General features: G+C 63.9%; 19 protein-coding genes and 1 pseudogene. 15 read left to right on the top strand and 5 right to left on the bottom strand.

The genetic code is table 11. The annotated features are described in order from the left end of the window. Window positions 1–56 precede the first annotated feature (56 nt). From IVA87_RS02930 to IVA87_RS02875, 12 genes are all read left to right on the top strand, one after another. Complete coding sequence (locus IVA87_RS02930) at window positions 57–1,010, top strand: sugar ABC transporter permease (RefSeq protein WP_247332683.1); 954 nt, start codon at window positions 57–59, stop codon at window positions 1,008–1,010. Continuing rightward, window positions 1,003–1,938: a carbohydrate ABC transporter permease gene (locus IVA87_RS02925; protein ID WP_247304476.1), complete on the top strand. Its 936-nt coding sequence runs from the start codon at window positions 1,003–1,005 to the stop codon at window positions 1,936–1,938. The genes IVA87_RS02930 and IVA87_RS02925 overlap by 8 nt, the downstream gene beginning before the upstream one ends. A 64-nt stretch (window positions 1,939–2,002) precedes the next feature. After that, on the top strand, window positions 2,003–2,989 hold the full coding sequence (denD, locus tag IVA87_RS02920) for a D-erythronate dehydrogenase (RefSeq protein ID WP_247304474.1): 987 nt from the start codon (window positions 2,003–2,005) through the stop codon (window positions 2,987–2,989). Between the two features lie 23 nt (window positions 2,990–3,012). Further along, window positions 3,013–3,999 carry a sugar kinase gene (locus IVA87_RS02915; protein WP_247304616.1) on the top strand — a complete coding sequence of 329 codons (987 nt, stop codon included), beginning with the start codon at window positions 3,013–3,015 and terminating at the stop codon, window positions 3,997–3,999. Between the two features lie 16 nt (window positions 4,000–4,015). Continuing rightward, window positions 4,016–4,666: a bifunctional 4-hydroxy-2-oxoglutarate aldolase/2-dehydro-3-deoxy-phosphogluconate aldolase gene (eda, locus tag IVA87_RS02910; protein ID WP_247304472.1), complete on the top strand. Its 651-nt coding sequence runs from the start codon at window positions 4,016–4,018 to the stop codon at window positions 4,664–4,666. 59 nt (window positions 4,667–4,725) lie between these two features. Beyond that, a complete protein-coding gene (locus IVA87_RS02905; protein WP_247304470.1) occupies window positions 4,726–5,895 on the top strand; it encodes an acetyl-CoA acetyltransferase in 1,170 nt (389 codons plus the stop codon). 122 nt (window positions 5,896–6,017) lie between these two features. Continuing rightward, entirely contained in the window at window positions 6,018–6,224 is a 207-nt protein-coding gene (locus tag IVA87_RS02900; RefSeq protein ID WP_247276922.1) for a hypothetical protein, read from the top strand. 123 nt (window positions 6,225–6,347) lie between these two features. Continuing rightward, a complete protein-coding gene (locus tag IVA87_RS02895; protein WP_247332681.1) occupies window positions 6,348–7,547 on the top strand; it encodes a CoA transferase in 1,200 nt (399 codons plus the stop codon). A 120-nt stretch (window positions 7,548–7,667) separates the two neighbouring features. Then, window positions 7,668–8,804, top strand: a complete 1,137-nt coding sequence (locus tag IVA87_RS02890) for a thiolase family protein (protein ID WP_247332679.1) — start codon at window positions 7,668–7,670, stop codon at window positions 8,802–8,804. Next, window positions 8,801–9,160, top strand: a complete 360-nt coding sequence (locus IVA87_RS02885; protein WP_247304466.1) for an OB-fold domain-containing protein — start codon at window positions 8,801–8,803, stop codon at window positions 9,158–9,160. The genes IVA87_RS02890 and IVA87_RS02885 overlap by 4 nt, the downstream gene beginning before the upstream one ends. A gap of 619 nt (window positions 9,161–9,779) precedes the next feature. Next, complete coding sequence (locus IVA87_RS02880) at window positions 9,780–10,307, top strand: carboxymuconolactone decarboxylase family protein (RefSeq protein ID WP_247304464.1); 528 nt, start codon at window positions 9,780–9,782, stop codon at window positions 10,305–10,307. Window positions 10,308–10,332: 25 nt separating this feature from the next. Beyond that, entirely contained in the window at window positions 10,333–10,635 is a 303-nt protein-coding gene (locus IVA87_RS02875; RefSeq protein WP_247276979.1) for a nucleoside triphosphate pyrophosphohydrolase family protein, read from the top strand. Window positions 10,636–10,689: 54 nt separating this feature from the next. Here IVA87_RS02875 and glsA read toward each other — a convergent pair whose 3' ends face one another. From glsA to IVA87_RS02855, 4 genes are all read right to left on the bottom strand, one after another. Next, window positions 10,690–12,537, bottom strand: coding sequence for a glutaminase A (gene glsA / locus IVA87_RS02870; protein WP_247332677.1), 1,848 nt, complete (start codon window positions 12,535–12,537; stop codon window positions 10,690–10,692). 21 nt (window positions 12,538–12,558) lie between these two features. Then, window positions 12,559–14,634, bottom strand: coding sequence for a TRAP transporter permease (locus tag IVA87_RS02865; RefSeq protein WP_247332674.1), 2,076 nt, complete (start codon window positions 14,632–14,634; stop codon window positions 12,559–12,561). A gap of 9 nt (window positions 14,635–14,643) precedes the next feature. Next, window positions 14,644–15,810 (bottom strand): TAXI family TRAP transporter solute-binding subunit, encoded by a 1,167-nt coding sequence (locus IVA87_RS02860; RefSeq protein WP_247332672.1) that lies wholly within the window; start codon window positions 15,808–15,810, stop codon window positions 14,644–14,646. Between the two features lie 145 nt (window positions 15,811–15,955). Beyond that, complete coding sequence (locus IVA87_RS02855) at window positions 15,956–16,177, bottom strand: biotin/lipoyl-containing protein (protein WP_011086715.1); 222 nt, start codon at window positions 16,175–16,177, stop codon at window positions 15,956–15,958. 94 nt (window positions 16,178–16,271) lie between these two features. Here IVA87_RS02855 and IVA87_RS02850 point away from each other — a divergent pair, with 94 nt between their 5' ends. The 3 genes from IVA87_RS02850 to IVA87_RS02840 all read left to right on the top strand — a co-directional run bounded on the left by IVA87_RS02850 (window position 16,272) and on the right by IVA87_RS02840 (window position 19,808). Beyond that, window positions 16,272–17,246 (top strand): helix-turn-helix domain-containing protein, encoded by a 975-nt coding sequence (locus tag IVA87_RS02850; protein WP_247304456.1) that lies wholly within the window; start codon window positions 16,272–16,274, stop codon window positions 17,244–17,246. Then, on the top strand, window positions 17,176–18,735 hold the full coding sequence (locus IVA87_RS02845; RefSeq protein ID WP_247304454.1) for a carboxyl transferase domain-containing protein: 1,560 nt from the start codon (window positions 17,176–17,178) through the stop codon (window positions 18,733–18,735). The genes IVA87_RS02850 and IVA87_RS02845 overlap by 71 nt, the downstream gene beginning before the upstream one ends. 482 nt (window positions 18,736–19,217) lie before the next feature. Further along, on the top strand, window positions 19,218–19,808 hold the full coding sequence (locus IVA87_RS02840; RefSeq protein WP_247332670.1) for a hypothetical protein: 591 nt from the start codon (window positions 19,218–19,220) through the stop codon (window positions 19,806–19,808). Window positions 19,809–19,905: 97 nt separating this feature from the next. Here IVA87_RS02840 and IVA87_RS02835 read toward each other — a convergent pair. Then, a pseudogene (locus tag IVA87_RS02835) lies at window positions 19,906–21,381 on the bottom strand (FAD-binding oxidoreductase). Window positions 21,382–21,515 lie beyond the last annotated feature (134 nt).

Raw genomic sequence — 21,515 nt, 5'->3', positions numbered from 1 at the left:
GAGCGGGCGGCCGTCCGGCCGCCCGCTCGTCAACATTTCGATCAGGGATATCGGGCATGGCTGATGTCGCAATTCCCCGGGCCAAGCCTCAGATGAGCGAGGCTAGCGCCTGGACCCAGCTCAGACACAATCGCAATTGGCTCGGCTTCTGGTTCATGGTGCCGGCCATGGCGTTCCTGATCTTCTTCCTGGCCTATCCGCTGGGACTCGGCATCTGGCTGTCCTTCACGGACACGCGCATCGGCAGGGTCGGGCACTTCATCGGCACCGAGAACTACGAGTGGCTCTGGGACGATTCGATCTTCTGGCTCTCGGTGTTCAATACGCTGCTCTACACCTTTGTCGCCAGCGCTCTCAAATTCGCGGTCGGGCTCTATCTCGCGCTGCTGCTCAACGAGCACATGCCCTTCAAGGCGATGCTGCGCGCGATGGTGCTCATCCCCTTCATCGTTCCGACCGTGCTCTCGGCACTCGCCTTTTGGTGGATCTTCGACTCGCAATTCTCGATCATCTCCTGGTCGCTGAAGCAGCTCGGCCTGATCAGCCAGAACATCAATTTCCTGGGCGACACGACCTGGGCGCGTATTTGCGTGATCTTCGCCAATATCTGGCGCGGCGTGCCGTTCGTGGCGATTACGCTGCTCGCTGGCCTGCAGACCGTCTCGCCGTCGCTGTATGAAGCAGCAACGCTCGACGGTGCCACGCGTTGGCAGAATTTCCGGTACATCACCTATCCGCTGCTGACGCCGATCATCGCTGTCGTGATGACCTTCTCCGTGCTCTTCACTTTCACTGACTTCCAGCTGATCTGGGCGATGACTCGCGGCGGCCCGGTCAACGCCACCCACCTGATGGCAACCTTGTCCTATCAGCGCGCGATCATCGCGGGGCAACTGGGCGAGGGGGCCGCGATCTCAAGCGCCATGATTCCATTCCTGCTGGCTGCGATCATGGTATCCTGGTTCGGCTTGCAGCGTCGCAAGTGGCAGCAAGGGGAAAGCAATGACTGATCTCCCCACCTCGCGGATCGATCTCAAGGCCGTGCTGCATGGCTCGGCGCCGACAGTCGCGAAGGATGATCACAGCGAAGGCATGAGCTATCTGCAGTCGGTGCCGCGCCGACTGGTGACGCTCTATCTGCCGCTGGCGATCATCGTCGTCGTCCTGCTGTTCCCGTTCTACTGGATGGCGCTGACGTCGGTGAAGCCCGACGAGCAGCTGCTTGACCTCGACAGGTACAATCCGTTTTGGACCTGGAACCCGACGTTCAAGCACTTCCACAAGCTGCTGTTCGAGAGCTACTATCCGTACTGGCTCTGGAACACGATGTACGTGGCGATCTGCGCCACGGTGCTCTCGATCATCGCATCGGTGTTCGCGGCCTACGCGATCGTGCGGTTGCGCTACAAGGGCGCCAATCTCGTCGGGGGGCTGATCTTCCTCGCCTATCTCGTGCCGCCGTCGATCCTGTTCATTCCGCTCGCCACCGTCGTGTATCAGTACGGCCTTTTCGACTCGCCGCTGGCGCTCATCCTGACCTATCCGACGATACTGATCCCGTTCTCGACCTGGCTGTTGATGGGCTATTTCAAGACCATCCCCTTCGAGCTCGAGGAATGCGCGCTGATCGACGGAGCGAGCCGCTGGCAGATCCTGATCAAGATCGTCGTGCCGCTCGCAATCCCCGGCCTGATCTCGGCCTTTATCTTCTGTTTCACGCTGTGCTGGAATGAGTTCATTTACGCCCTGACGTTCCTGCAGTCGACCAGCAACAAGACGGTGCCGGTCGCGATCGTTAATGAGTTCGTCGACGGTGACATCTACCGCTGGGGTTCGCTGATGGCGGGAGCATTGGCCGGCTCGCTGCCGCTCGTCATCCTTTACGCCTTCTTCGTGGAGCATTATGTGTCGGCGATGACCGGCGCCGTGAAGGAATGATCGCGGGGCTTGCCGAGGGCGCGTTGGGAGCGGCGCGCTCCGGCCAATAAGAAGGAGTAGGCTCTTGCACATTCTGGTTCTGGGCGCCGCCGGCATGGTCGGCCGCAAACTCTGTGAACGGCTGCTGCGCGACGGCCGGCTCGGCAAGAGCGACATCACGAAATTGACCATGCACGACGTGGTCGAGCCGAAGAAGCCAGAGCAGGCCGGCTTCCCCGTCGAGACCGTGTCCGGCGATTTCGCCGTGCCGGGCGCAGCCGAAAAGCTGATCGCCGGCCGTCCCGATGTGATCTTCCATCTTGCCGCGATCGTCTCCGGCGAAGCCGAGCTCGACTTCGAGAAGGGCTACCGCATCAATCTCGACGGCACGCGGATGCTGCTCGATGCCATCCGCCTCGTCGGCGGTGGCTACAGGCCGCGCGTAGTGTTCACGTCCTCGATCGCGGTGTTCGGCGCGCCGTTTCCGGACGCGATCGGCGACGAATTCTTCCACACACCGCTGCTCAGCTACGGCACGCAAAAGGCGATCGGCGAACTCCTGCTCGCTGATTATTCTCGCCGCGGTTTCCTCGACGGCATCGGCATCCGCCTGCCGACCATCTGCATCCGCCCGGGCCTGCCGAACAAGGCGGCATCGGGCTTCTTCTCCAACATCCTGCGCGAGCCGCTCGCCGGCAAGGAAGCGATCCTCCCGGTGTCCGAGGACGTCCGTCACTGGCACGCCACGCCACGCTCCGCGGTCGGCTTCCTGCTCCACGCCGGCACCATGGATCTCGCCACCGTCGGCCCACGCCGCAATCTGACCATGCCGGGCCTGTCGGCGACAGTCGGCGAGCAGATCGCGGCCTTGAAGCGCGTTGCGGGCGAGAAGGTCGCCGCGCGCATCAAGCACGAGCCCGATCCCTTCATCGTCGGCATCGTCGGCGGCTGGCCGCGCAATTTCGATGCGAAGCGCGCGCGCGAGCTCGGCTTCACCACCGCCGAGAAGAATTTCGACGACATCATCCGCATTCACATCGAAGACGAGCTCGGCGGCAATTTCGTCGCCTGATCGCGCACTGAGCGGGTCATATGATGGCGAGCGTTGCTTGCATCGGCGAATGCATGGTCGAGCTCCGGCAGGCCCAGGGCGGACATTCGACCGGATCGTCCGCGACGCAAGGGCAGGGCGGCGGGCTGTACTCGCGCGGCTTCGGCGGCGACACCCTGAACACGGCGGTGTACCTGGCGCGGCTCGAGGTGAAAGTCGACTATCTCACCGCGCTCGGCGATGATGCCCTAAGCGATGAGATGATCGCAGCCTGGACTACCGAGGGCGTCGGCACGCGGCGCGTCGTGCGGTTGCCGGGCAAGCTGCCCGGTCTCTACATGATCCAGCTGGATGCAAAGGGCGAGCGCCAGTTCTTCCACTGGCGCGACAGCGCGGCGGCGCGGCAGCTGATGAATTTGCCGGAGACCGACGAGCTGCTCAACTCGCTGATGAGCTACGACATCGTCTATCTCTCCGCGATCACGCTCTCGATCTACGACGCGCCCGGACGCGAGCGCCTGTTCGCGGCGATCAAGCGCGCGCGCCTGCTCGGCACCCGCTTCGTGTTCGACACCAATTTTCGCGCGCGCGGCTGGCCGGACCGCGATGTCGCGCGCGATGTGTTTGCCACGGCCTTCGCGGCCGCCGACATCGTGCTGACCTCGATCGAGGACCTGCTCGCGCTCTATCCTGGCGAAAGCCACGAGCAGCTGATCGCCCGCATCCCTTCTCCGGAACTCGTATTCCGCCTCGCCGAGCCGGTGAGCCTCCTGCGCTTTCCCGGCGGCACTGACGAGGTCCGCGCCGAGCCTATGACCAAGCCGGTGGTGGACACCACGGCAGCCGGCGACAGCTTTGCCGCGGCCTATATCGCCGCCCGGCTCGCCGGATCGGAGCCGGTCGAAGCCGCCCAGGCCGGGCATCGCCTCGCCAGCCTCGTGATTTGCTATCCTGGCGCCATCATTCCGGGCTATGCCATGCCGCCGAAGAAGCGGCACCGGCCGGCGGCCTCTCGCCAGGCGACCAAGTGAAGAAGCGACCACAACGATGACCACGAGTGCCCAACAAAATCACCTTGTCGCGCTGTTCAAGGCGGCGACCGTCATTCCCGTCCTCACCATCGATCGTATCCAGGATGCGGTGCCGCTGGCGCGTGCGCTGGTTGCCGGCGGCGTCCGCACGCTGGAGGTGACCCTGCGCACTCCTGTTGCGATCGAGGCAGCGAGGGCGATGATGTCTGAGGTCCCCGAGGCGCTCGTCGGCATCGGTACAATTCTCAATGCGGCCGACTTCACCCGCGTCGAAAAGCTCGGCGTCAAGTTCGGCATCAGCCCGGGCTTGACCCCCGACCTCCTGAAGGCCGCTGCCGACAGCGCCCTGCCGTTCGCGCCGGGCATCGCGACCGCCTCCGAGCTGATGATGGCGCTGGCCCATGGCTTCGACGTCGCCAAATTCTTCCCGGCCGAGCAGGCCGGCGGCATCAAGGGCCTTCGCGCCCTCGGCGGGCCCTTCCCGAGCGTGCGGTTCTGCCCTACCGGCGGCATCAGTGAGGCCAATGCGGCGACCTGGCTTGCCGAGCCCAATGTGGTCGCGGTTGGCGGTTCCTGGCTGTGCCCGACGGCCGAAATCAGGGCCGGGAACTGGGCCGGCATAACGGCCATCTGCCAGCGTACCCTCAAGGCCCTGAAAGCCGCGTGAAGTCTTGCCATCCCTGGGCTAAGACTTAACTCAGGAAGAGACCCCAGGGAGAAATGACCATGACCGCCAGCATCGTCGGATGGGCGCATACGCCGTTCGGCAAGTTCGATACCGAAACCGTTGAAAGCCTCGTCACGCGCGTCGCCAACGAGGCGCTGGCGGATGCCGGCATTTCGGCTGGCGATGTCGACGAGATCGTGCTCGGCCATTTCAACGCCGGCTTCTCGCCGCAGGATTTCACCGCGTCGCTGGTGCTTCAGGCCGACCCGAAGCTGCGCTTCAAGCCGGCGACCCGGGTCGAGAACGCCTGCGCAACCGGCTCAGCCGCCGTGCACCAGGGCCTGCGCGCGATTGCCGCAGGCGCCGCCAAGATCGTGCTGGTCGTCGGCGTCGAGCAGATGACGCGCACGCCGGGGCCCGAGATCGGCAAGAACCTGCTCAAGGCGTCTTACCTGCCCGAGGACGGCGACACGGTCGGCGGCTTCGCCGGCGTATTCGGCAAGATTGCCAGCTCCTATTTCCAGAAATACGGCGACCAGTCGGATGCGCTGGCGCTGATCGCGGCCAAGAACCATAAGAACGGCGTCGCCAATCCCTTCGCCCAGATGCGCAAGGATTTTGGCTTCGACTTTTGCCGCGCCGAGAGCGAGAAGAACCCCTATGTCGCCGGTCCCCTGAAGCGCACCGACTGCTCCCTGGTCTCCGACGGCGCCGCGGCGCTGGTGCTGGCCGATGCCGAGACCGCCAAGAGCATGAGCAAGTCGATCGGCTTCCGCGCCACCGCACACGCCCAGGACTTCCTGCCGATGAGCAAGCGCGACATCCTCCAGTTCGAGGGCTGCACCGTGGCGTGGCAGCGCGCGTTGGAAAAGGCGGGCGTGACGCTCTCCGATCTCTCCTTCGTCGAGACCCATGACTGTTTCACGGTCGCCGAGCTGATCGAGTACGAAGCGATGGGCCTGACGCCGAAGGGGCAGGGTGCTCGCGCGATCAAGGAGGGCTGGACGCTGAAGGACGGCAAGCTGCCGGTCAATCCGTCCGGCGGCCTGAAGGCCAAAGGCCATCCGATTGGCGCCACCGGCGTCTCCATGCATGTGATGACCGCGATGCAGCTCGCGGGACAGGCGCCCGAGGGCATGCAGCTCAAGAACGCAAAACTCGGCGGGATCTTCAACATGGGCGGTGCGGCGGTCGCCAATTACGTTTCCGTGCTGGAGCCGTTGAAGTAAGCTCAGTCCTGAAGGTGGGCAAAGGCGCCATGCGTCCACCTGTTTTCTTGCGCTAGATGACGGTGGGCATGCTACGCTTTGCCCACCCTACGGCTCCTGATTGACTTTGCGGGAAATGCATCATGAGCAATGACTACGAAGACTCGCTGTCGATGGACGCACTGAACCATCGCATCGCGATCCTCGAGGACAATATCCGCCAGCTCATCGAGCAGGCCGCTGCCGCCTCGGGTGAGCAGAACGAGTCGCGGATCGCCGACCGCATCAATCAGCAGAACGACGAACTCGACCGTCTCATCAAGATCCGCGAATCCCGCCAGAAGAAATAGCGGTCGATATCGCCGCGCGATGCATGCCGCCATACGCCGGTTGCCCTTGCGCGAGCGACGGCGCTGCCGTTAGCTGAACCGACATCGCAGGGCGTTTGAGCCCTGGGCAATCGGGAGCAAGCGATGGGGCCGCTGAAGGGCATCAAGGTCATCGACATGACCACCGTGCTGATGGGGCCTTATGCAACCCAGATGCTCGGCGACTACGGCGCCGACGTCGTCAAGGTGGAATCGCTCGACGGGGACGTCACCCGGCTGATCGGCCCGATGCGGCACGCCGGCATGGGCCCGGTGTTCCTCAACACCAACCGCAGCAAGCGCTCGATCTGCCTCGATCTGAAGAAGCCTGCGGGGCGCGATGCCGTGCTGCGGTTGCTTCGGGGCGCCGACGTTCTCGTCTACAATGTCCGGCCGCAGGCGATGGCGCGGCTTCAACTCGGCTACGATGTCGTTTCCGAGATCAATCCACGTCTCGTCTATGCCGGCGTTTTCGGCTTCGGCCAGGACGGGCCCTATGCCGCAAAACCCGCCTATGACGATCTGATTCAAGGAGCGACCGGGCTGCCGGCGCTGATGGTGCAGACCGGCGACGGCGTCCCGCGCTACGTGCCCAACGCGCTGGTCGATCGCATCGTCGGCCTCACCGCGGTGGGCGCGATCTGCGCCAGCCTCGTGCATCGCGACCGCACCGGCCGCGGCCAGCGCGTCGACATCCCGATGTTCGAAACCATGGCCGGGTTCGTGATGGGCGATCACATGGGCGGGCTCACCTATGAGCCGCCGCTCGACAAGGGCGGCTACGCCCGCCACCTCTCGCGCGACCGTAGGCCTTACAAGACTTCCGACGGCTATCTCAGCGTCATCGTCTACAACGACAAGCAGTGGGAGAACTTCTTTGAGGCGACGGGGCGCGACGATCTGCGCGCCGATCCCAAATTCGCAACCTTCGCCGGCCGCGCTGCCAATATCGACGTCGTCTATGCCGAGCTCGCGCGCATTTTTGAGACGCGCACCACGGCCGAATGGATCGACCTGCTGACCAAGGCCGACGTGCCGGTGATGCCGATGCACGACCTCGCATCGATCCTGCACGATCCACACCTGGAAGCGACGAATTTCTTCCCGGTCGTGAACCATCCGACCGAGGGGCCGATCCGCAGCATGAAGGTGACGGCCACCTGGTCGGACACGGAGGCGGTGCCGGTTCGGCTCGCGCCGCGGCTCAACGAGCATGGCGCGGAGATTTTGCGCGAGATCGGCTATTCTGCCGACGAGATCGCAGCCATGATCCGCGACGGCGTCACGCGATCGGCGCCGGAGTAGGGAAACGACGATGACGACGGCTCTCTCATCCATCATTCCGGGGCTCGCGAAGCGAGATCCCGGGATCCTCGAGCTTCCGGGTTCGGCCCTTCGGACGCCCGGAAATAACGAAGAGGACCCATGAGCTTCATCACCGGCGTCGGCCTCACACCTTACGGCAAGCACGAAGGTTCATCCTCGCTCGACCTGATGAGCAAGGCTGCGCAAGCTGCGCTCGACGATGCCGGGCTGAAGCGCGCCGAGATCGATGGCATCCTCTGCGGTTACTCCACCGTTTCGCCGCACATTATGCTGGCGACCGTCTTCGCCGAGCATTTTGGCATCCGCCCCGCTTACGCCCACGCCGTCCAGGTTGGCGGCGCCACGGGTCTCGCGATGACGATGCTCGCACATCACCTCGTCGAAGCAGGCCTCGCGCGCCACGTGCTCGTGGTCGCTGGCGAGAACCGCCTTACGGGCCAGAGCCGCGACGCCGCGATCCAGGCGCTGGCGCAGGTCGGCCATCCCGATTACGAGGTGCCGCTTGGCCCGACAATTCCCGCCTATTATGGGCTGGTCGCCACCCGCTACATGCACGAATACAGCGTGACCGAAGAGGATCTCGCCGAGTTCGCGGTGCTGATGCGTAAGCATGCGTGCACCCATCCGGGCGCGCAATTCCATGATCCCATCACGGTCGCCGACGTCATGGCCTCGAAACCGGTGGCGATGCCGCTGAAGCTGCTCGACTGCTGTCCGGTGTCCGACGGCGGCGCTGCATTCATCGTCAGCGGCGAGCGGACCGGGGAGGCGGGCGTGCGCATCCGTGGCTGCGCGCAGGCCCACACCCATCAGCATGTCACGGCCGCACCCGGCCTCAGCGAACTCGGCGCAGAAATATCGATCGCGCGCGCCAAGGAGGCGACGGGCCTTGCGATCTCGGACGTGCGCTACGCCGCCATCTACGACAGCTTTACGATCACGCTCGCGATGCTGCTGGAGGACCTCGGCCTCGCCGGCCGCGGCGAGGCTGCAGCCCGTGTACGATCGGGCCATTTCAACCGCGACGGCGCGATGCCGCTGAACACCCATGGTGGCCTGCTCAGCTACGGCCATTGCGGCGTCGGGGGCGCCATGGCGCATCTGGTCGAGACGCATCTGCAGATGACGGGACGGGCGGCGAATCGGCAGGTGCGCGATGCCTCAATCGCGCTCTTGCACGGCGACGGCGGCGTGCTGTCGTCCCATGTGAGCATGTTCCTGGAGCGGGTGCGATGAGCGAGCGTCTGGGCGACTGGACCAAGGGCGAACAGGCTATCACCTATCAAACCTGCGCCGCCTGCGGCCATGTGCAGTATTTCCACCGCGCCTTCTGCGCCGCCTGCGGCGTGTCCGATCCGCACGAAGAGCGCGCCAGCGGCAAGGGCAGGGTCTACGCGACCTCGCTGGTCTGCCGCGCCGCAACGCCCGAGACGCGCGCGCAGGTGCCCTACAACATCCTGCTGGTCGATTGCGATGAGGGTTTTCGCCTGATGGCGCACGGCGAGGCCGGGCTGGCCATCGGCGATTCCGTCACCGCGAGCTTCAGGCTCTTTGCCGGAAAGCTCGTGCCGTTCTTCACCAAAGAGGCATGAGAGAGTAGCGGGATTCGTCATTCGGGGGCGGTCCAAAGGACCGGGCCTGGAACGGGATTCTGGGCCTGGCGCTGTGCGAGGCGCCACCCCGGAATGACGAAAACTCTAAACCTCCGACTAAAGCGCGATGAGATTAGGATAAATCGTCATCGCGCTTTAGGTTATTGTTTGAGCATGATCTCCGCGCGAACGCCTTCCGCGTTTGTCGCGAGGGAAAACCGCTACACACTTTTCCGGATCATGCTCTAACGCCCGTAGAACAAGATGCTGGCGATGACGAGCATGGCCGTCACCGCCAGCATATGCGCGAGCGCTCCCGAGGCCGCCCCCTTGATGGCTTCCTTCATGCCTTTTTCTCCCTAGACTTGGGCGTGACTCATCGATGTGCGGCTAGCGCACCCGACGGCCAATTGTTTTACTCGGAACACCCCACTTACGAGTATCCGCCGCGATCTGTCCCCACGCGGCGAATATCGACTGTGTCAAGGTCGATCAGCAATGCGGCGGCAATTTGACTCGATGATGTTGCTCCTGCGTCAGCGCAAGAATAGAGTTTCGGGGAGCTCTCGCCGGCAACGACAAAAAGCATCAAAATCTCCGAGAAGACTTCAGGAAAATCATGGCCCGCATCAATTACAGCGACCCGTCGAAGGCCTCCGACCGCACCCGCGAAATCCTCGACAAGAACCGCAACGCCAACATTTTCCTCATGATGGCGCACTCGCCGAGCTATTTCGAGCAGTATTGCCGCTTGGGAGGCGCCATCCGCCACAAGGGTGAGCTCGATCCGGTGGTGCGCGAGCTTGCAATCACACGCACCGGTATTCTGTGCGAGGCGCCGTACGAGATCGTCGCGCACAAGCGCATCGGCAAGAATGTCGGGGTCACCGACGAGCAGAACGAGGCGCTTGAGAATTGGCAAGCCGCGAGTTGCTTCAACGAGGTGCAGCGCGCCGCGCTCGCGTTCACGGACGAGATCGTGAAGTTGAACAAACCCGCGGACGCGACCTTCAAGGCGATCGCGTCGAAGCTGACGCCGGCCGCGCTGATCGAGCTCCAGCTCTCGGTCGGCTTCTACATCATGACGTCAAAGTTTTTGGAGACCTTCGAGATCGATCTTCAGCCGGTCACGGAAGTGGTGGGCTGATTCTTAGGAGCGGCGAGGGATGCCGATGACGATCGATGAATATGCGGCCTGGGCCGCGCGCATTGGGAAAGTCGAAGAGCATCCGTCCAACGAGCGGCTGTCCTATCTCGGCCTTGGCCTTGCCGGCGAAGCCGGCGAGGTCGCCGATCACATCAAGAAGCTGCTCCGCGACGGCTGGCTGGATCAGGCGGGTCTCGTCGATGAACTCGGCGATGTCGTCTACTACTGGGCGTGCCTGTGTGCGGCCACTGGCCAGCAGCCATCCGACGTGCTCAAGGCGAGCGCAGCCAGGATCAACCGGCGCCTAAGCGAGGCCGCGAGCCGCTGAGCCGGTTCGGATCACCTCTCCCGGTCGCGGAGAGGCGAAGAACCTCGCCCAGCGCTACGTCGATGTCAAAATATCCACCTTCGCGTTCGCCACGATCAGACGGTCGGCCAATAGCTGCGCCAGATTGCGCATGATGCGCTCGCTGGCGCGCGGGTGCTGCTCGCGGAAGCGCTCGAAATCCTTCAAGGCCACTTCGAACGCGGTCGCCGCCATGTCGGCGAATACGTCGGCGGACCGCGTTGGTTCCAGCAGCGCCATCTCGCCAAAGGCCATGCCTGCCGTGAGCGTTGCCAGCCTGACACCATCGGGCAGCGTGACGTGCACCGCGCCGCTGCGCAGGAAGAACACGGCATCGGCGGGATCGCCGGTTTTGACGATTTTGGCGCCGGACGGATAACTCCTGACGGTGCAGATTGCGGCGAGATCGCTCAGCTCGTCCTCGCTCAGCCCCGCGAGCAGCGGTTGCTCGGTAAGCTCGGTGGTCTCGTGGAAGTCGATCGAGCCGCCATAGCGGTAGACGATCTGGTCTTCGGCCCATTCGATCGCGGTGTCGAGCAGGTAGAAGTCGCGGACGTTCTTCAGCTCCGCCGTCCATTCCCGCAAGCTGTCCCATTCCTTGGAGGCGCGCCTGACGCCCGACAGCACCACCGTGACGTTGAGTGCGGCGAGCTCTTCGAACGCTTCGGCGATTAGCCGCGCTCCGGCGCGCGTGGTGGAGGTGACGCGGTGCAGATCGAAGATCACGAATTGCGGCCGCGGACGGCCTGCAAGCCGGCGCGAGACGTAGTCGACGGCCGACAGCGACAGCGTTCCGACCAGCTCGATGACCCGCACCTCCTGCTCATGCGCGGAAAGAATCTCGCGCTCCTGGGGCCGGCGCACGCGTCGCGACGGGCTCCTGCCGATATCGTAATCGGCGATGACGGCGTTGCGCGCGTCGTCGCTGCGGTTGAGCATGTGCAGATCGTAATGCGAGGACAGCGCCTCGCAAACCTTGATGCCGCGCACGCTGTTGCCGTGGTTGTCGAGCTTGGGCGAATAGCTGCCGAGGCCGAGCCGGGCAGGGAGTGCGGCGAGGATGCCGCCGCCGACACCGCTTTTGGCGGGAATGCCGATCCGGTAGATCCATTCGCCGGCATAATCGTACATGCCCGAGGAGGTCATCACGGAGAGCGTGCGCGAGATCGCGTAGGACGTCAGCACCTGCTCGCCGGTGACCGGATTGATGCCGCGATTGGCGAGCGTGGCCGCCATCACCGCGATGTCGCGCGCCGTGACCAGCACGGCGCATTGCCGGAAATAGACGTCGAGCACGGCCGCGACGTCGTCGGAGATCACGGCGTTGGTCTTGAGGAGATAGCCGATGGCCCGGTTGCGGTCGCCGGTCTGGCTTTCCGAAGCATAGACGGCCTCATCGACGGCGAGATCGCGTCCGGCGAAACGGCTGAGCGCAAGGCGGATCTGCTCGAAAGCGGCCGCGCCCCTGCTGTCGTGGATAAGCCCCGTGCAGGCGATTGCGCCGGCATTGACCATCGGGTTGAAGGGATGGTTCTCCGAATTGAGTCGGATCGAGTTGAAGGGATCGCCGGAAGGTTCGACACCGATCGCGCTTTCGACCTTGCCTGCTCCCAAAAGGTCCAGCGCCAGCGCGAACACGAACGGTTTTGACATCGACTGGATGGTGAAGGGCATTCGGCTGTCGCCGACTTCGTAGACATGCCCGTCCAGGGTCGCAAGGCTGATGCCGAAATGGGCAGGGTCGGCCTTGCTCAGCTCGGGGATGTAGTCGGCAACGCTGCCCGAGGTCTCGGCAGAGAATTCGTTGAGGCAATTGTCCAGAAACCGCAGCAAGGGCGGTTTCGAGCGGGTCCAGGCGGAGGCGGCGGACGAGTGCGGCTTCATCGCCTCACTTGTGCAACGCAATCAGGGCGCGCGCAACCCGTCCGGCACGATGGTGTGCCGGCGAACCAGGAGAAGCGCGAGCAAAGTCGTGGGCACGAGGATCGCAAGACCAAGCAGCGTCACCTGCATCTGCGACAGCGGCATGATCCCGCCGCCGGGAGTCGCGACCACGAACCCGCCGATCACGAGCAGCATGCGAATCGGCCATTCCAGCGCGCCGGCACCGCGGAGGTCGCCGACGAAAGGCTGGTAGCCCTGGATGCCGCCGCAGATGAACAGCGTGCCGAACGCGGCAAGCCCCATCAGGCCGAGGCCGGCGAGGTACGGGCTCGGCCCTTGCAGCACCAGCACCGGATTGAGCACGAAGAAGAACGGCAGAAAATAGATGATGCTGCCGACCCACATGGATTCCCACCCGGTCTTCATCGCCGGCGAGCCGGCAATGCCGGCGGCCGCGAACGAGGCGATGGCGACCGGCGGCGTGATCGACGACAGCATGCCCCAATAGAAGATGAACATGTGTACGGCCATGCGATTGAGCCCGAGCTTCTCCAGCGCGGGCGCGACCAGGATGGCGAGGAAGATGTAGCAGGCCGTCGTCGTCAGGCCGAGGCCGAGGATCAGGCTGGTCAGCGCGCACATGCCGAGCAGCAGGAAGGCATTGTCGCCGGCAATGTGCAGGAGGTCGTTGGCAAGGCTCGACACCACGCCGGTCATCGAGAACGCGCCGATCAGCAGGCCGCAGCCGGCGAGAATGCCGACCAGCTCGACGAAGGTGCGGCCGTTGATCTCGAGGAACTTGCTGATGGTCGCAAACGTCCAGCGCGTGTCCTTGGAGAAGAACTGGTTGAGCACCAGCAGTAGCGGGGTAGCGTAAAACGGCGCGTGGCTCTCGCGCTTGAAGTAGAGCAGCATCACGACCAAAAGTGCGATGACGAAGACGTAGTACCAGCCGTCCTTGATCGTATCCATAATGCGGGGCAGCTCGGCGCGCGGAATCCCCTTCAGGCCGTGGCGCGCCGCGTAGGCGTCGACCTGCATGAACAGGCCGATGTAGTAGAGCGTCGCCGGAATGATCGCGGCGACCGCGACATCGGCGTAGCTGACATTGAGGAACTGCGCGATCACGAAAGCGGTCGCGCCCATTACCGGCGGCGCCAGCACCGCGCCGGTCGAGGCGCAGGCCTCGATCGCACCGGCATAGGACGCGCGAAAACCGCTCTTCTTCATGACAGGAATGGTCATGGTGCCGGCGGTGAGCACGTTGGAGATGATCGAGCCCGACATCATGCCGAGCAGGCCGCTGGCAAAGATGCAGACTTTCGCCGCGCCGCCGCGGAAGGTGCCGCACAGTGCGAAGGCGAGGTTGATGAAGAATTTTCCTGCTCCCGTCATCATCAGCGCGGTGCCGAACACGAGGAAGCCGATCACGGTGTCGGCGAAAGCCTGAATGGGAATGCCGAGCAGGCTCTCGCCGGAGAGCACGTGGTAGGCGGTTGCTTGCTCGAGCGTCGATTGGGTGCCGCGGAACGGGCCGAGCCAGGCGGCCTCGGCGAACAGCGGATAGACGGTGAAGGGCAGGACGCTCAGCAGCAGGCTCCAGCCGCCGGTGCGGCGCAGCGCCTCCATCAGCATCACCCACATCACGAGGCCCGCCGCGATCACGCCGTTGGGCGCCCCACCGAACTCCCAGCCGGCCTCCGCCGCCTTGCGCACATTCGACATTAGCATCAGCGCCGCCGCGAAGGTCGCGACGAACAGGACGAGGTCGTACCAGGGAATCCGGTCGAGCGGCGCGCGTTCAGTCCCAGGGAAGATCAGGAAGGTGAACGGCAGCATCAACCCTATCAGAAGATAAAAGTATTCGGTGTTGAGCTGGGTATAGCCGACGAAGAAGCGCAGCGAGAATTGCTGGTTGATGCAGAGCAGGATGGTTGCCGCCGTCGCGACTACTAACGTCCAGCGCCAGGCGCCGCGCAACGTGCGCACGCGCGTGACCTCCGCCTCCTGCATGTTGCCGGCAGCGCCGTGCGGATCGTCGAACACGATCCGCTTGGCCTCGTCCTGCGGGCCGGTGGAGACTGAAGTAGAAGACATGATCCTGTTCTAATCCTCGAACCCGTTCGGCATGTCGGCCTTGGCGAGCGCAGCGGCGCGGGCCTTCATCCAGCCGTCGAGGAACGCCTTGTCATCCGATGGCGGATTGGATTTGCCGTACTCCGCCCACGCTGCGCCAAGCACCTCTTGCCGCTTGATCAGCTTGTTGTTGTGCGTTTCCTGCGCGTCGGTCCACTGTCCGGCTTCCTTCAGCGCCTTCACCGCGCCGGGATGCACCGGCACCACCCAGTTCTTGGTTTGCCGGTCGGCGGCAAGCCCGCCGGCGCCGGGCGCGGAATCCTTGTAGACGTCGTAGTTCACGATCATCGCCTTCGTGATCGCATAGACCTGATCGGCCGGTTGCGAGGCATAGGCGACGAAGATCGGGTAGGGATAGTTGCCGAGCTCGACCGGCTTGTCCGGCGAGATGCCGGCGCCGCAGGTCGCAAGCTGCGGGAAGAAGAACGAGCCGACCTTCTGCATCCGCGCCCAGCCCTCCTTGTCCTTGGCGGGGAGCGGCGGCCAGATCAGCCCGCGCGGTGAAGTCTCGGCTTCCTTGGCAGGACCGGTGATGGTGGTGCCGAAAGCAGCATCGACGTCGTTGTTGATCAGGCCTTTCCACATCGCGCCGTAGCTGGCGAACTCGACCACCTTGACATCCTTCTGCGTCAGCCCTGCGAAGGCGAGCACTGCGAGCGAGTTCTGATTCAGCGCCGGCGAGCCGACGACGAAGCCGACACGCTTGCCCCTGAGATCTTTCAGCTCCTTCACGCCGGTGTCGGCGGCGACGCCGAGCGAGCCGCAATTGCAGTCGACGGTTGAGAGCAGGATCTGGAGCGGCTGCGGTCCCCATTCCTTCGATCCGAACTCGAATACGCCTTCCTGCGCGAAATAGGTGCCAGATCCCATCGCCGCGGAGGCCGCACGCTTGGCGCGGAGCGGCGCGAGGCGGGCGACGTCGTTGCCGGCGGGGAGCACGCGCACGTCGGTGCCGTATTTGTCCTTCATCATCTTGCCGACGCCGACTGCGATGTTGAAGCCGGCGGTGCCGGTGTCATAGGCGGTGAACGTCAATGTCGCCGGCAGCTTGATGTCCTCGGCGAACGCGTAGCGTGTAGACGCAAAAGAAATGCCCGCCACCAAGGCAGGCGCGAGCACGAGCAGCCCACGATGCATGTTTCCCTCCATCATCCTCGCGTTTGCCGCGAAGAACTTTTTGCTTGAATCGGATCATGTCACCGGGATCGGGCGATGGCAACGCCGTCTCGCGAATGCCGCAATGCGACTGACAGATTGTCGCGGAAATGACGGCCCCATGCACTCAGCTTGCGACGATCGCGATCGCTTGTCCCTCGGCAACGACGTCGTCGAGCTTCACCAACAGTGATGTGATCGTGCCGCTCGCGGGCGATGGCACCGGTATTTCCATTTTCATGGCTTCGACGACCACAACGTCATCGCCATCCGCGACGGTTCCTCCAACTTGCACGGGAGTCGCGCAGATACGGCCCGCGACTTCGGTAACGATTTTAATTTCTGGCATGCCATCGCCTTTTTGTTGTCGTCGCAAAATGCCTGAGGTAGCGTCGTCTGCAAGTGGAATTTAATTCCGCAGAGCGGAACAAACGGTAGGGATCATGGGACGACGTTCGGAGCGGTTGAGTAGGCAAGGTGCGCTCGCCGGCGATGCCGGTGAGGGTGATGTCATCCAGGTGGTATCGCGCGCGTTCGACGTGCTGCGATGCTTCGAGGGCCACGATAGCAGGCTCGGCAATCTCGAGATTTCAAATCGCTGCGGTCTGCCGCGCTCGACGGTGTCGCGGCTCACGCACACGCTGACCCGCATGGGCCAGCTTGTGTATCTGCCGCGCGACCAGAAATATCGCATCGGCCCGAGCGCGGTGGCGATGAGCGCTTCGATGATGAAGGGCGCGCAGCTGCGCAGCATGATCCGCCAGCGGCTTCAGGAAGTCGCCGAGCAGGTTCCGGGCACGGTCGGCTTCGTCGTTCCCGATCGTTTCCATCTTGTTTATCTTCAGTTCGCGCGCTCAGCGACCGCACTCGGCCTGCACGAGGGCACCGGCAGCCGCATCTCGATGGCTTCGACCGCCGCGGGCGCGGCCTACACCGCGGCGCTGGCGCCCGAGATGGGCGACGCCTTCATTGCGGACATGGAGCGGGAAGCGCCCGAGGCTGCGAAGATTCTCAAACCCCGCATCGAGGCCAACCGGCAATCGCTGCGCGAGCGCGGCTATGTCGTGGCCTGCGGCCTCTGGAGCCCGCACATCAACGGACTCGCTGTGCCGATCTGGTCGCCGCAGTATCAGACCTTCGTGGTCGTCACGATCGGTCTTTTGGCCGCAATGTATGACGAGCAGCGGCTTCATGACGAAGTCGCCCCGTTGATGCTCGCGCTCGGCCGCTCGCTCGGCAGCCTGATGGAGGGCGCGGAGGGCGACGCCTTTAACAACCGTATCTCGCGTAGACCGGTCGCCATGGCCGTGCATAACAACAACAAGCCGATCAACTCGGAGGGAGTGAATGAACTGGAAGCCGGAACTCGACGAGCTAGCCCGGCGCGAAGCCTTCGCGCGGGAGATGGGCGGCGTTGACAAGGTCAAGCGACAGCATGACCAGGGCCGGCTGACTGTTCGGGAGCGAATCGGCGGACTGATCGACAAAGGCAGCTTTCACGAAATCGGTGCGGTCTCCGGCATCGGTGAGTACGATTCCAGCGGCGAGTTGCAGAAGCTGACGCCGGCGAACTGCGTGTTCGGTCGCGCACGCGTCGACGGCCGCACCGTGGTCGTGGTCGGCGACGATTTCACGGTGCGCGGCGGCTCGGCGGACGCGTCGATCTCGGCCAAGCCGCTGATGGCGGAGGAAATGGCGCACGACTTCCGGCTGCCCATCATCCGCATCATCGAAGGCTCCGGCGGCGGCGGCTCGGTCAAGACCATCGAGACCAAGGGCGCGGCCAATCTGCCGGGCGGCATCGGTGGCACGCGGTGGTATCGCTTCACGACGGAGAATTTGTCGCGCGTACCGGTCGTCGCGCTCGGCCTCGGGTCGGTCGCGGGGCTCGGTGCTGCGCGTCTTGCCGCCAGCCACTATTCCATCATGACCCGAAAGTCCGCGATGTTCGTTGCGGGCCCACCGGTGGTGAAGGCGCTGGGGCAGGACCTCTCGAAGGAAGAACTTGGCGGCGCCGACATCCAGACCCGCGCCGGTGCGGTCGATCATGCGGTCGAGACCGAGGAGGAGGCGTTTGCCTGCGCGCGGCGTTTCCTGTCCTATCTGCCGTCCTCGGTGTACGAACTGCCGCCGACCTTGCCGTGCACCGACGATCCGGAACGCGCCGAGGAAGCGCTGCTGAGCGCGGTGCCGCGCAACCGCAAGCAGGTCTATAAGATGCGCCCGATCATCGACGCCGTGGTCGACAAGGGCTCGTTCTTCGAGGTCGCAAAGAATTTCGGTAAGCCTGTTATCGTCGGTCTTGCCCGGCTCGAGGGCAGGGCGGTGCTGCTGCTCGCCAGCGACAGTTTTCACTATGGCGGCTCCTGGACGGCGGATGCCTGCCAGAAGGTGGCGCGCTGGGTCGACTTCGCCGAGACCTTCCACCTGCCGATCGTCTATCTCATGGACTGCCCGGGCTTCATGATCGGCCTCGACGCCGAGAAGGCGGCCACCATCCGCCACGGCGTCCGCGCCATGGCCGCAGTCAACCAGACCACCGTGCCCTGGTGCACAATGATCCTGCGCAACGCCTTCGGCGTGGCCGGCGTCGTGCATCAGCCCGCCGATCGTTTCTCGATCCGCTACGCCTGGCCGTCCGCCTATTGGGGTTCGCTCCCGCTCGAGGGCGGCATCGAAGCCGCCTACCGCGCCGATATCGACGCGGCCGAGGACCAGGCCGGGAAGCTGAAGGAGATCGAGGCGCGCCTCAACAAACTGCGTTCGCCGTTCCGCTCTGCCGAAAAATTCTGGGTCGAGGAGATCATCGATCCCAGAAAGACGCGGTCGCTGCTGTGCGAGTTCGCGCGCCTCGCCGAGCCGCTGCGCAAGCCAGGGCCGCCGGAGAACTTTTCGATCAGGCCGTGATGTTCAGCCATCATCGCGAGTGCGCGACAACCTTGTCGCGGCAGCCATGGCGTGACCTCAAAACAAGACGCGCTACGCTTCCGGGCAAGAACGAGAGGACGCGCCAATCGTGTATGACTTCATTATGGGGCGCGGCGGCTCGGCGGGGTCCGTGCTGGCCCACCGGCTCTCTGCCGCGTCAAGGGTGTGCAGGGCAGCTATGATGCAGTGAGCGGCAGGGTGCGCACCGGATGTTGGCCAATCAAGTGCCTCCGCAACGCTCCAGTTCCGGACTGCACTTGGTTGCATGCCGTAAGCTTGACCTGCTGAGCGGGCATTCGTGCGCTGCGAGTTAATTATCTCAGTCGCTACGTTTAGGCGACGACGATTGCAGGTTGTGTCGCGCAATGCGGCCGTTTTTAGCCGCTCTTTTGGCCCATTTCAGCCAAACTGTTATTGGTTTCTCGTTGTCCGGGGCAGGGTCTCTCATTTGGAGTCCTGCAATGTTCAAGCGAGTATTTTCTGCGTGCGTCTTCCTTGTTCTAGGTTCTGTCGCTTCGGAAGCCCGGCCTTATCGCATTCATCAAGCCGCTGAATGCAATGTCACCATGCCCTGCGACTTCTCGTATTCGAGAACGCGAAACGAGCGGACTTCCAGGTCCTCACTGACTTCCAGATCTTCACTCATTTCCAGGTCTTCTCTACAAGCCTACCGCTCGACGCAACTGACAGTGACTGATGCAGAGGGTGCCGCCACGGCGACCGTCTCCGGTGTATCCGGCGCGCACATTATCGGTGGCCGTCCGGTCGGTTGCCCTTCGTCCTTCTGCGGCTGCGGCGCGGCTCTGCGCGTGTTCGGCCGTATCGTGCCGGAATTGAATCTTGCGGCCAATTGGCTGCGCTTTCCGCGGACATCGCCCGCACCAGGAATGGTTGCTGCACGACGAGGACACGTTTTCGTTCTGGAGCAGCACCTCGGGGGCGACGTCTGGATGGCCTATGACGCCAACTCGGGCGGGCACGCGACGCGGATCCATGCGCGTTCATTGCGAGGGTACACGATCGTCAACCCGCGCGGCGGTTCGATGGCTTGAGGACGCGCACACTACACTCACAAGATCGTGGACGGGGCGCGCCACCTTTGCGACCCGCCCATGCTGGACCAATGATTGGCGCCGGGCGCAGCGTCGATCACAGCCGCAACACCTTGCCGGGATTCATGATGTTCTGCGGATCGAGCGCGCGCTTGATAGTGCGCATGATGTCGAGCTCGGTCTTCGAGCGATAGTGACTGAGCTCGTCGAGCTTGTCGACGCCGATGCCGTGCTCCGCCGAGATCGAACCGCCCATGGAGGTGATGAGATCGTTCACGGCCCGCGTGATGGCGCCCTTGTATTGGGTCAGCGTCTGCTGATCCATGCCGAGCGGACCCATAAATGAAAAATGTAGATTGCCATCGCCGATGTGTCCGAGCGGATAGGGGCGGATGGTCGGGAGAATGCCGAGCACGGCCTTGAGCCCCAGATCGATGAACTCGGGAATTCTGGAGATCGCAACGGACACGTCCTAACTCAGTCCCGGTCCCTCGGCCCGGGAGGCCTCGGCGACACCCTCGCGGATGCGCCACATGTTGCGCGATTGGCTGATCGTGTGCGCGATCGCTGCATCGCGCACGCGACCGACCTCGAGCTGATCGGCGAGAAACTGCTCCATCTTCTCGGACATGCCCTCGGTCCCGTCCCGGCGTGGGCGCGCGGATGACCATTCGATCAGGAGGTACCATGACGTATCTGCCTTGAGCGGATCCTGAGTGCCGGGGATATGGCGCAGCACCATGTCTATGGCGGCGCGGCTCATCAACTCGCAGGAGCCGACATTGTCCTCGGACGCCGCGTGCGCTTCGGATAGGATTTCCAGGGCCGCGCGCGGATCGCGGATCGCCAGCCACGCGGTGCAGACGTCCTTCGGGGCGGGCCATAGCTTGAGCACGGCCTTGGTGATGATCCCCAGCGTGCCTTCGGCGCCCATGAACAGATGCTTGAGGTCGTAACCCGTGTTGTCCTTCTTGAGCGCACGCAGTCCGTCCCAGACCTCGCCATTGGCCAGCACGACTTCGAGCCCCAGCACGAGATTGCGGGCGTTGCCATAGCGCAGCACCTGCACGCCGCCGGCATTGGTCGACAGATTGCCGCCGATCATGCACGAGCCCTGGGCACCGAGGCTGAGCGGCAGGAACCTGTCGTGTGCGCTTGCTGTCTCCTGAAGCGTCTGCAGCACGCAGCCGGCCTCGACAGTCATCGAATAGCCGACGGAATCGACCTCCAGAATGCGGTTCATGCGGCCGAGCGACAACACGATGCCGGTGTGCATCGGCCAGGGCGTGGCCCCGCCCATTAGGCCGGAGTTGCCGCCTTGCGGCACGATCGCGACGCCGTGCTCGTGGCAAAGCCGGACCACCCTGGAGACTTCCTCGGTGCTGCCGGGACGAACGATGGCACCGGCACCGCCGACCAGCAATCCCCGCCAATCCGTCACGAACGGCTGCATGCCGTGCTCGTCCTCGATCAGGCCCTTCTCGCCGACGATCACGCGCAACGCATCGCGCATCTCGGTGGTCAAAGGAGTGGCTGGAATCACGGGTGGGGACGACGGGAAGGCAGCCGGCATGTGTTCCTCTGGTGCATCTTTGGTGTGCACTGTGCACGTGACGTGCTGGGGTATTGTCCACGTTTGTGCCCGGGAGTCTAATGGGAATATGGCTCAAAGTCCGCGGGAGGCTTGGCGTCACTGCCAGCGCAGCG

This window comes from Bradyrhizobium sp. 147, from assembly GCF_023073935.1.
Classification (GTDB): Bacteria; Pseudomonadota; Alphaproteobacteria; order Rhizobiales; family Xanthobacteraceae; genus Bradyrhizobium.
Note: the sequence above shows the minus strand (reverse complement) of the source record. Positions and strands in the feature narration are given on the sequence as shown.

What these genes read in the sequence shown, in the direction of transcription:
- glsA (WP_247332677.1), bottom strand. Translation starts at nt 12,537, where the DNA reads ATGAAGCCGCACTCGTCCGCCGCCTCCGCCTGGACCCGCTCGAAACCG.
- IVA87_RS02915 (WP_247304616.1), top strand. Translation starts at nt 3,013, where the DNA reads ATGGCGAGCGTTGCTTGCATCGGCGAATGCATGGTCGAGCTCCGGCAG.
- IVA87_RS02845 (WP_247304454.1), top strand. Translation starts at nt 17,176, where the DNA reads ATGAACTGGAAGCCGGAACTCGACGAGCTAGCCCGGCGCGAAGCCTTC.
- IVA87_RS02905 (WP_247304470.1), top strand. Translation starts at nt 4,726, where the DNA reads ATGACCGCCAGCATCGTCGGATGGGCGCATACGCCGTTCGGCAAGTTC.
- IVA87_RS02895 (WP_247332681.1), top strand. Translation starts at nt 6,348, where the DNA reads ATGGGGCCGCTGAAGGGCATCAAGGTCATCGACATGACCACCGTGCTG.
- IVA87_RS02925 (WP_247304476.1), top strand. Translation starts at nt 1,003, where the DNA reads ATGACTGATCTCCCCACCTCGCGGATCGATCTCAAGGCCGTGCTGCAT.
- IVA87_RS02875 (WP_247276979.1), top strand. Translation starts at nt 10,333, where the DNA reads ATGACGATCGATGAATATGCGGCCTGGGCCGCGCGCATTGGGAAAGTC.
- IVA87_RS02885 (WP_247304466.1), top strand. Translation starts at nt 8,801, where the DNA reads ATGAGCGAGCGTCTGGGCGACTGGACCAAGGGCGAACAGGCTATCACC.
- eda (WP_247304472.1), top strand. Translation starts at nt 4,016, where the DNA reads ATGACCACGAGTGCCCAACAAAATCACCTTGTCGCGCTGTTCAAGGCG.
- IVA87_RS02900 (WP_247276922.1), top strand. Translation starts at nt 6,018, where the DNA reads ATGAGCAATGACTACGAAGACTCGCTGTCGATGGACGCACTGAACCAT.
- IVA87_RS02865 (WP_247332674.1), bottom strand. Translation starts at nt 14,634, where the DNA reads ATGTCTTCTACTTCAGTCTCCACCGGCCCGCAGGACGAGGCCAAGCGG.
- IVA87_RS02930 (WP_247332683.1), top strand. Translation starts at nt 57, where the DNA reads ATGGCTGATGTCGCAATTCCCCGGGCCAAGCCTCAGATGAGCGAGGCT.
- IVA87_RS02880 (WP_247304464.1), top strand. Translation starts at nt 9,780, where the DNA reads ATGGCCCGCATCAATTACAGCGACCCGTCGAAGGCCTCCGACCGCACC.
- IVA87_RS02860 (WP_247332672.1), bottom strand. Translation starts at nt 15,810, where the DNA reads ATGCATCGTGGGCTGCTCGTGCTCGCGCCTGCCTTGGTGGCGGGCATT.
- IVA87_RS02890 (WP_247332679.1), top strand. Translation starts at nt 7,668, where the DNA reads ATGAGCTTCATCACCGGCGTCGGCCTCACACCTTACGGCAAGCACGAA.
- IVA87_RS02840 (WP_247332670.1), top strand. Translation starts at nt 19,218, where the DNA reads ATGTTCAAGCGAGTATTTTCTGCGTGCGTCTTCCTTGTTCTAGGTTCT.
- IVA87_RS02850 (WP_247304456.1), top strand. Translation starts at nt 16,272, where the DNA reads ATGGGACGACGTTCGGAGCGGTTGAGTAGGCAAGGTGCGCTCGCCGGC.
- IVA87_RS02855 (WP_011086715.1), bottom strand. Translation starts at nt 16,177, where the DNA reads ATGCCAGAAATTAAAATCGTTACCGAAGTCGCGGGCCGTATCTGCGCG.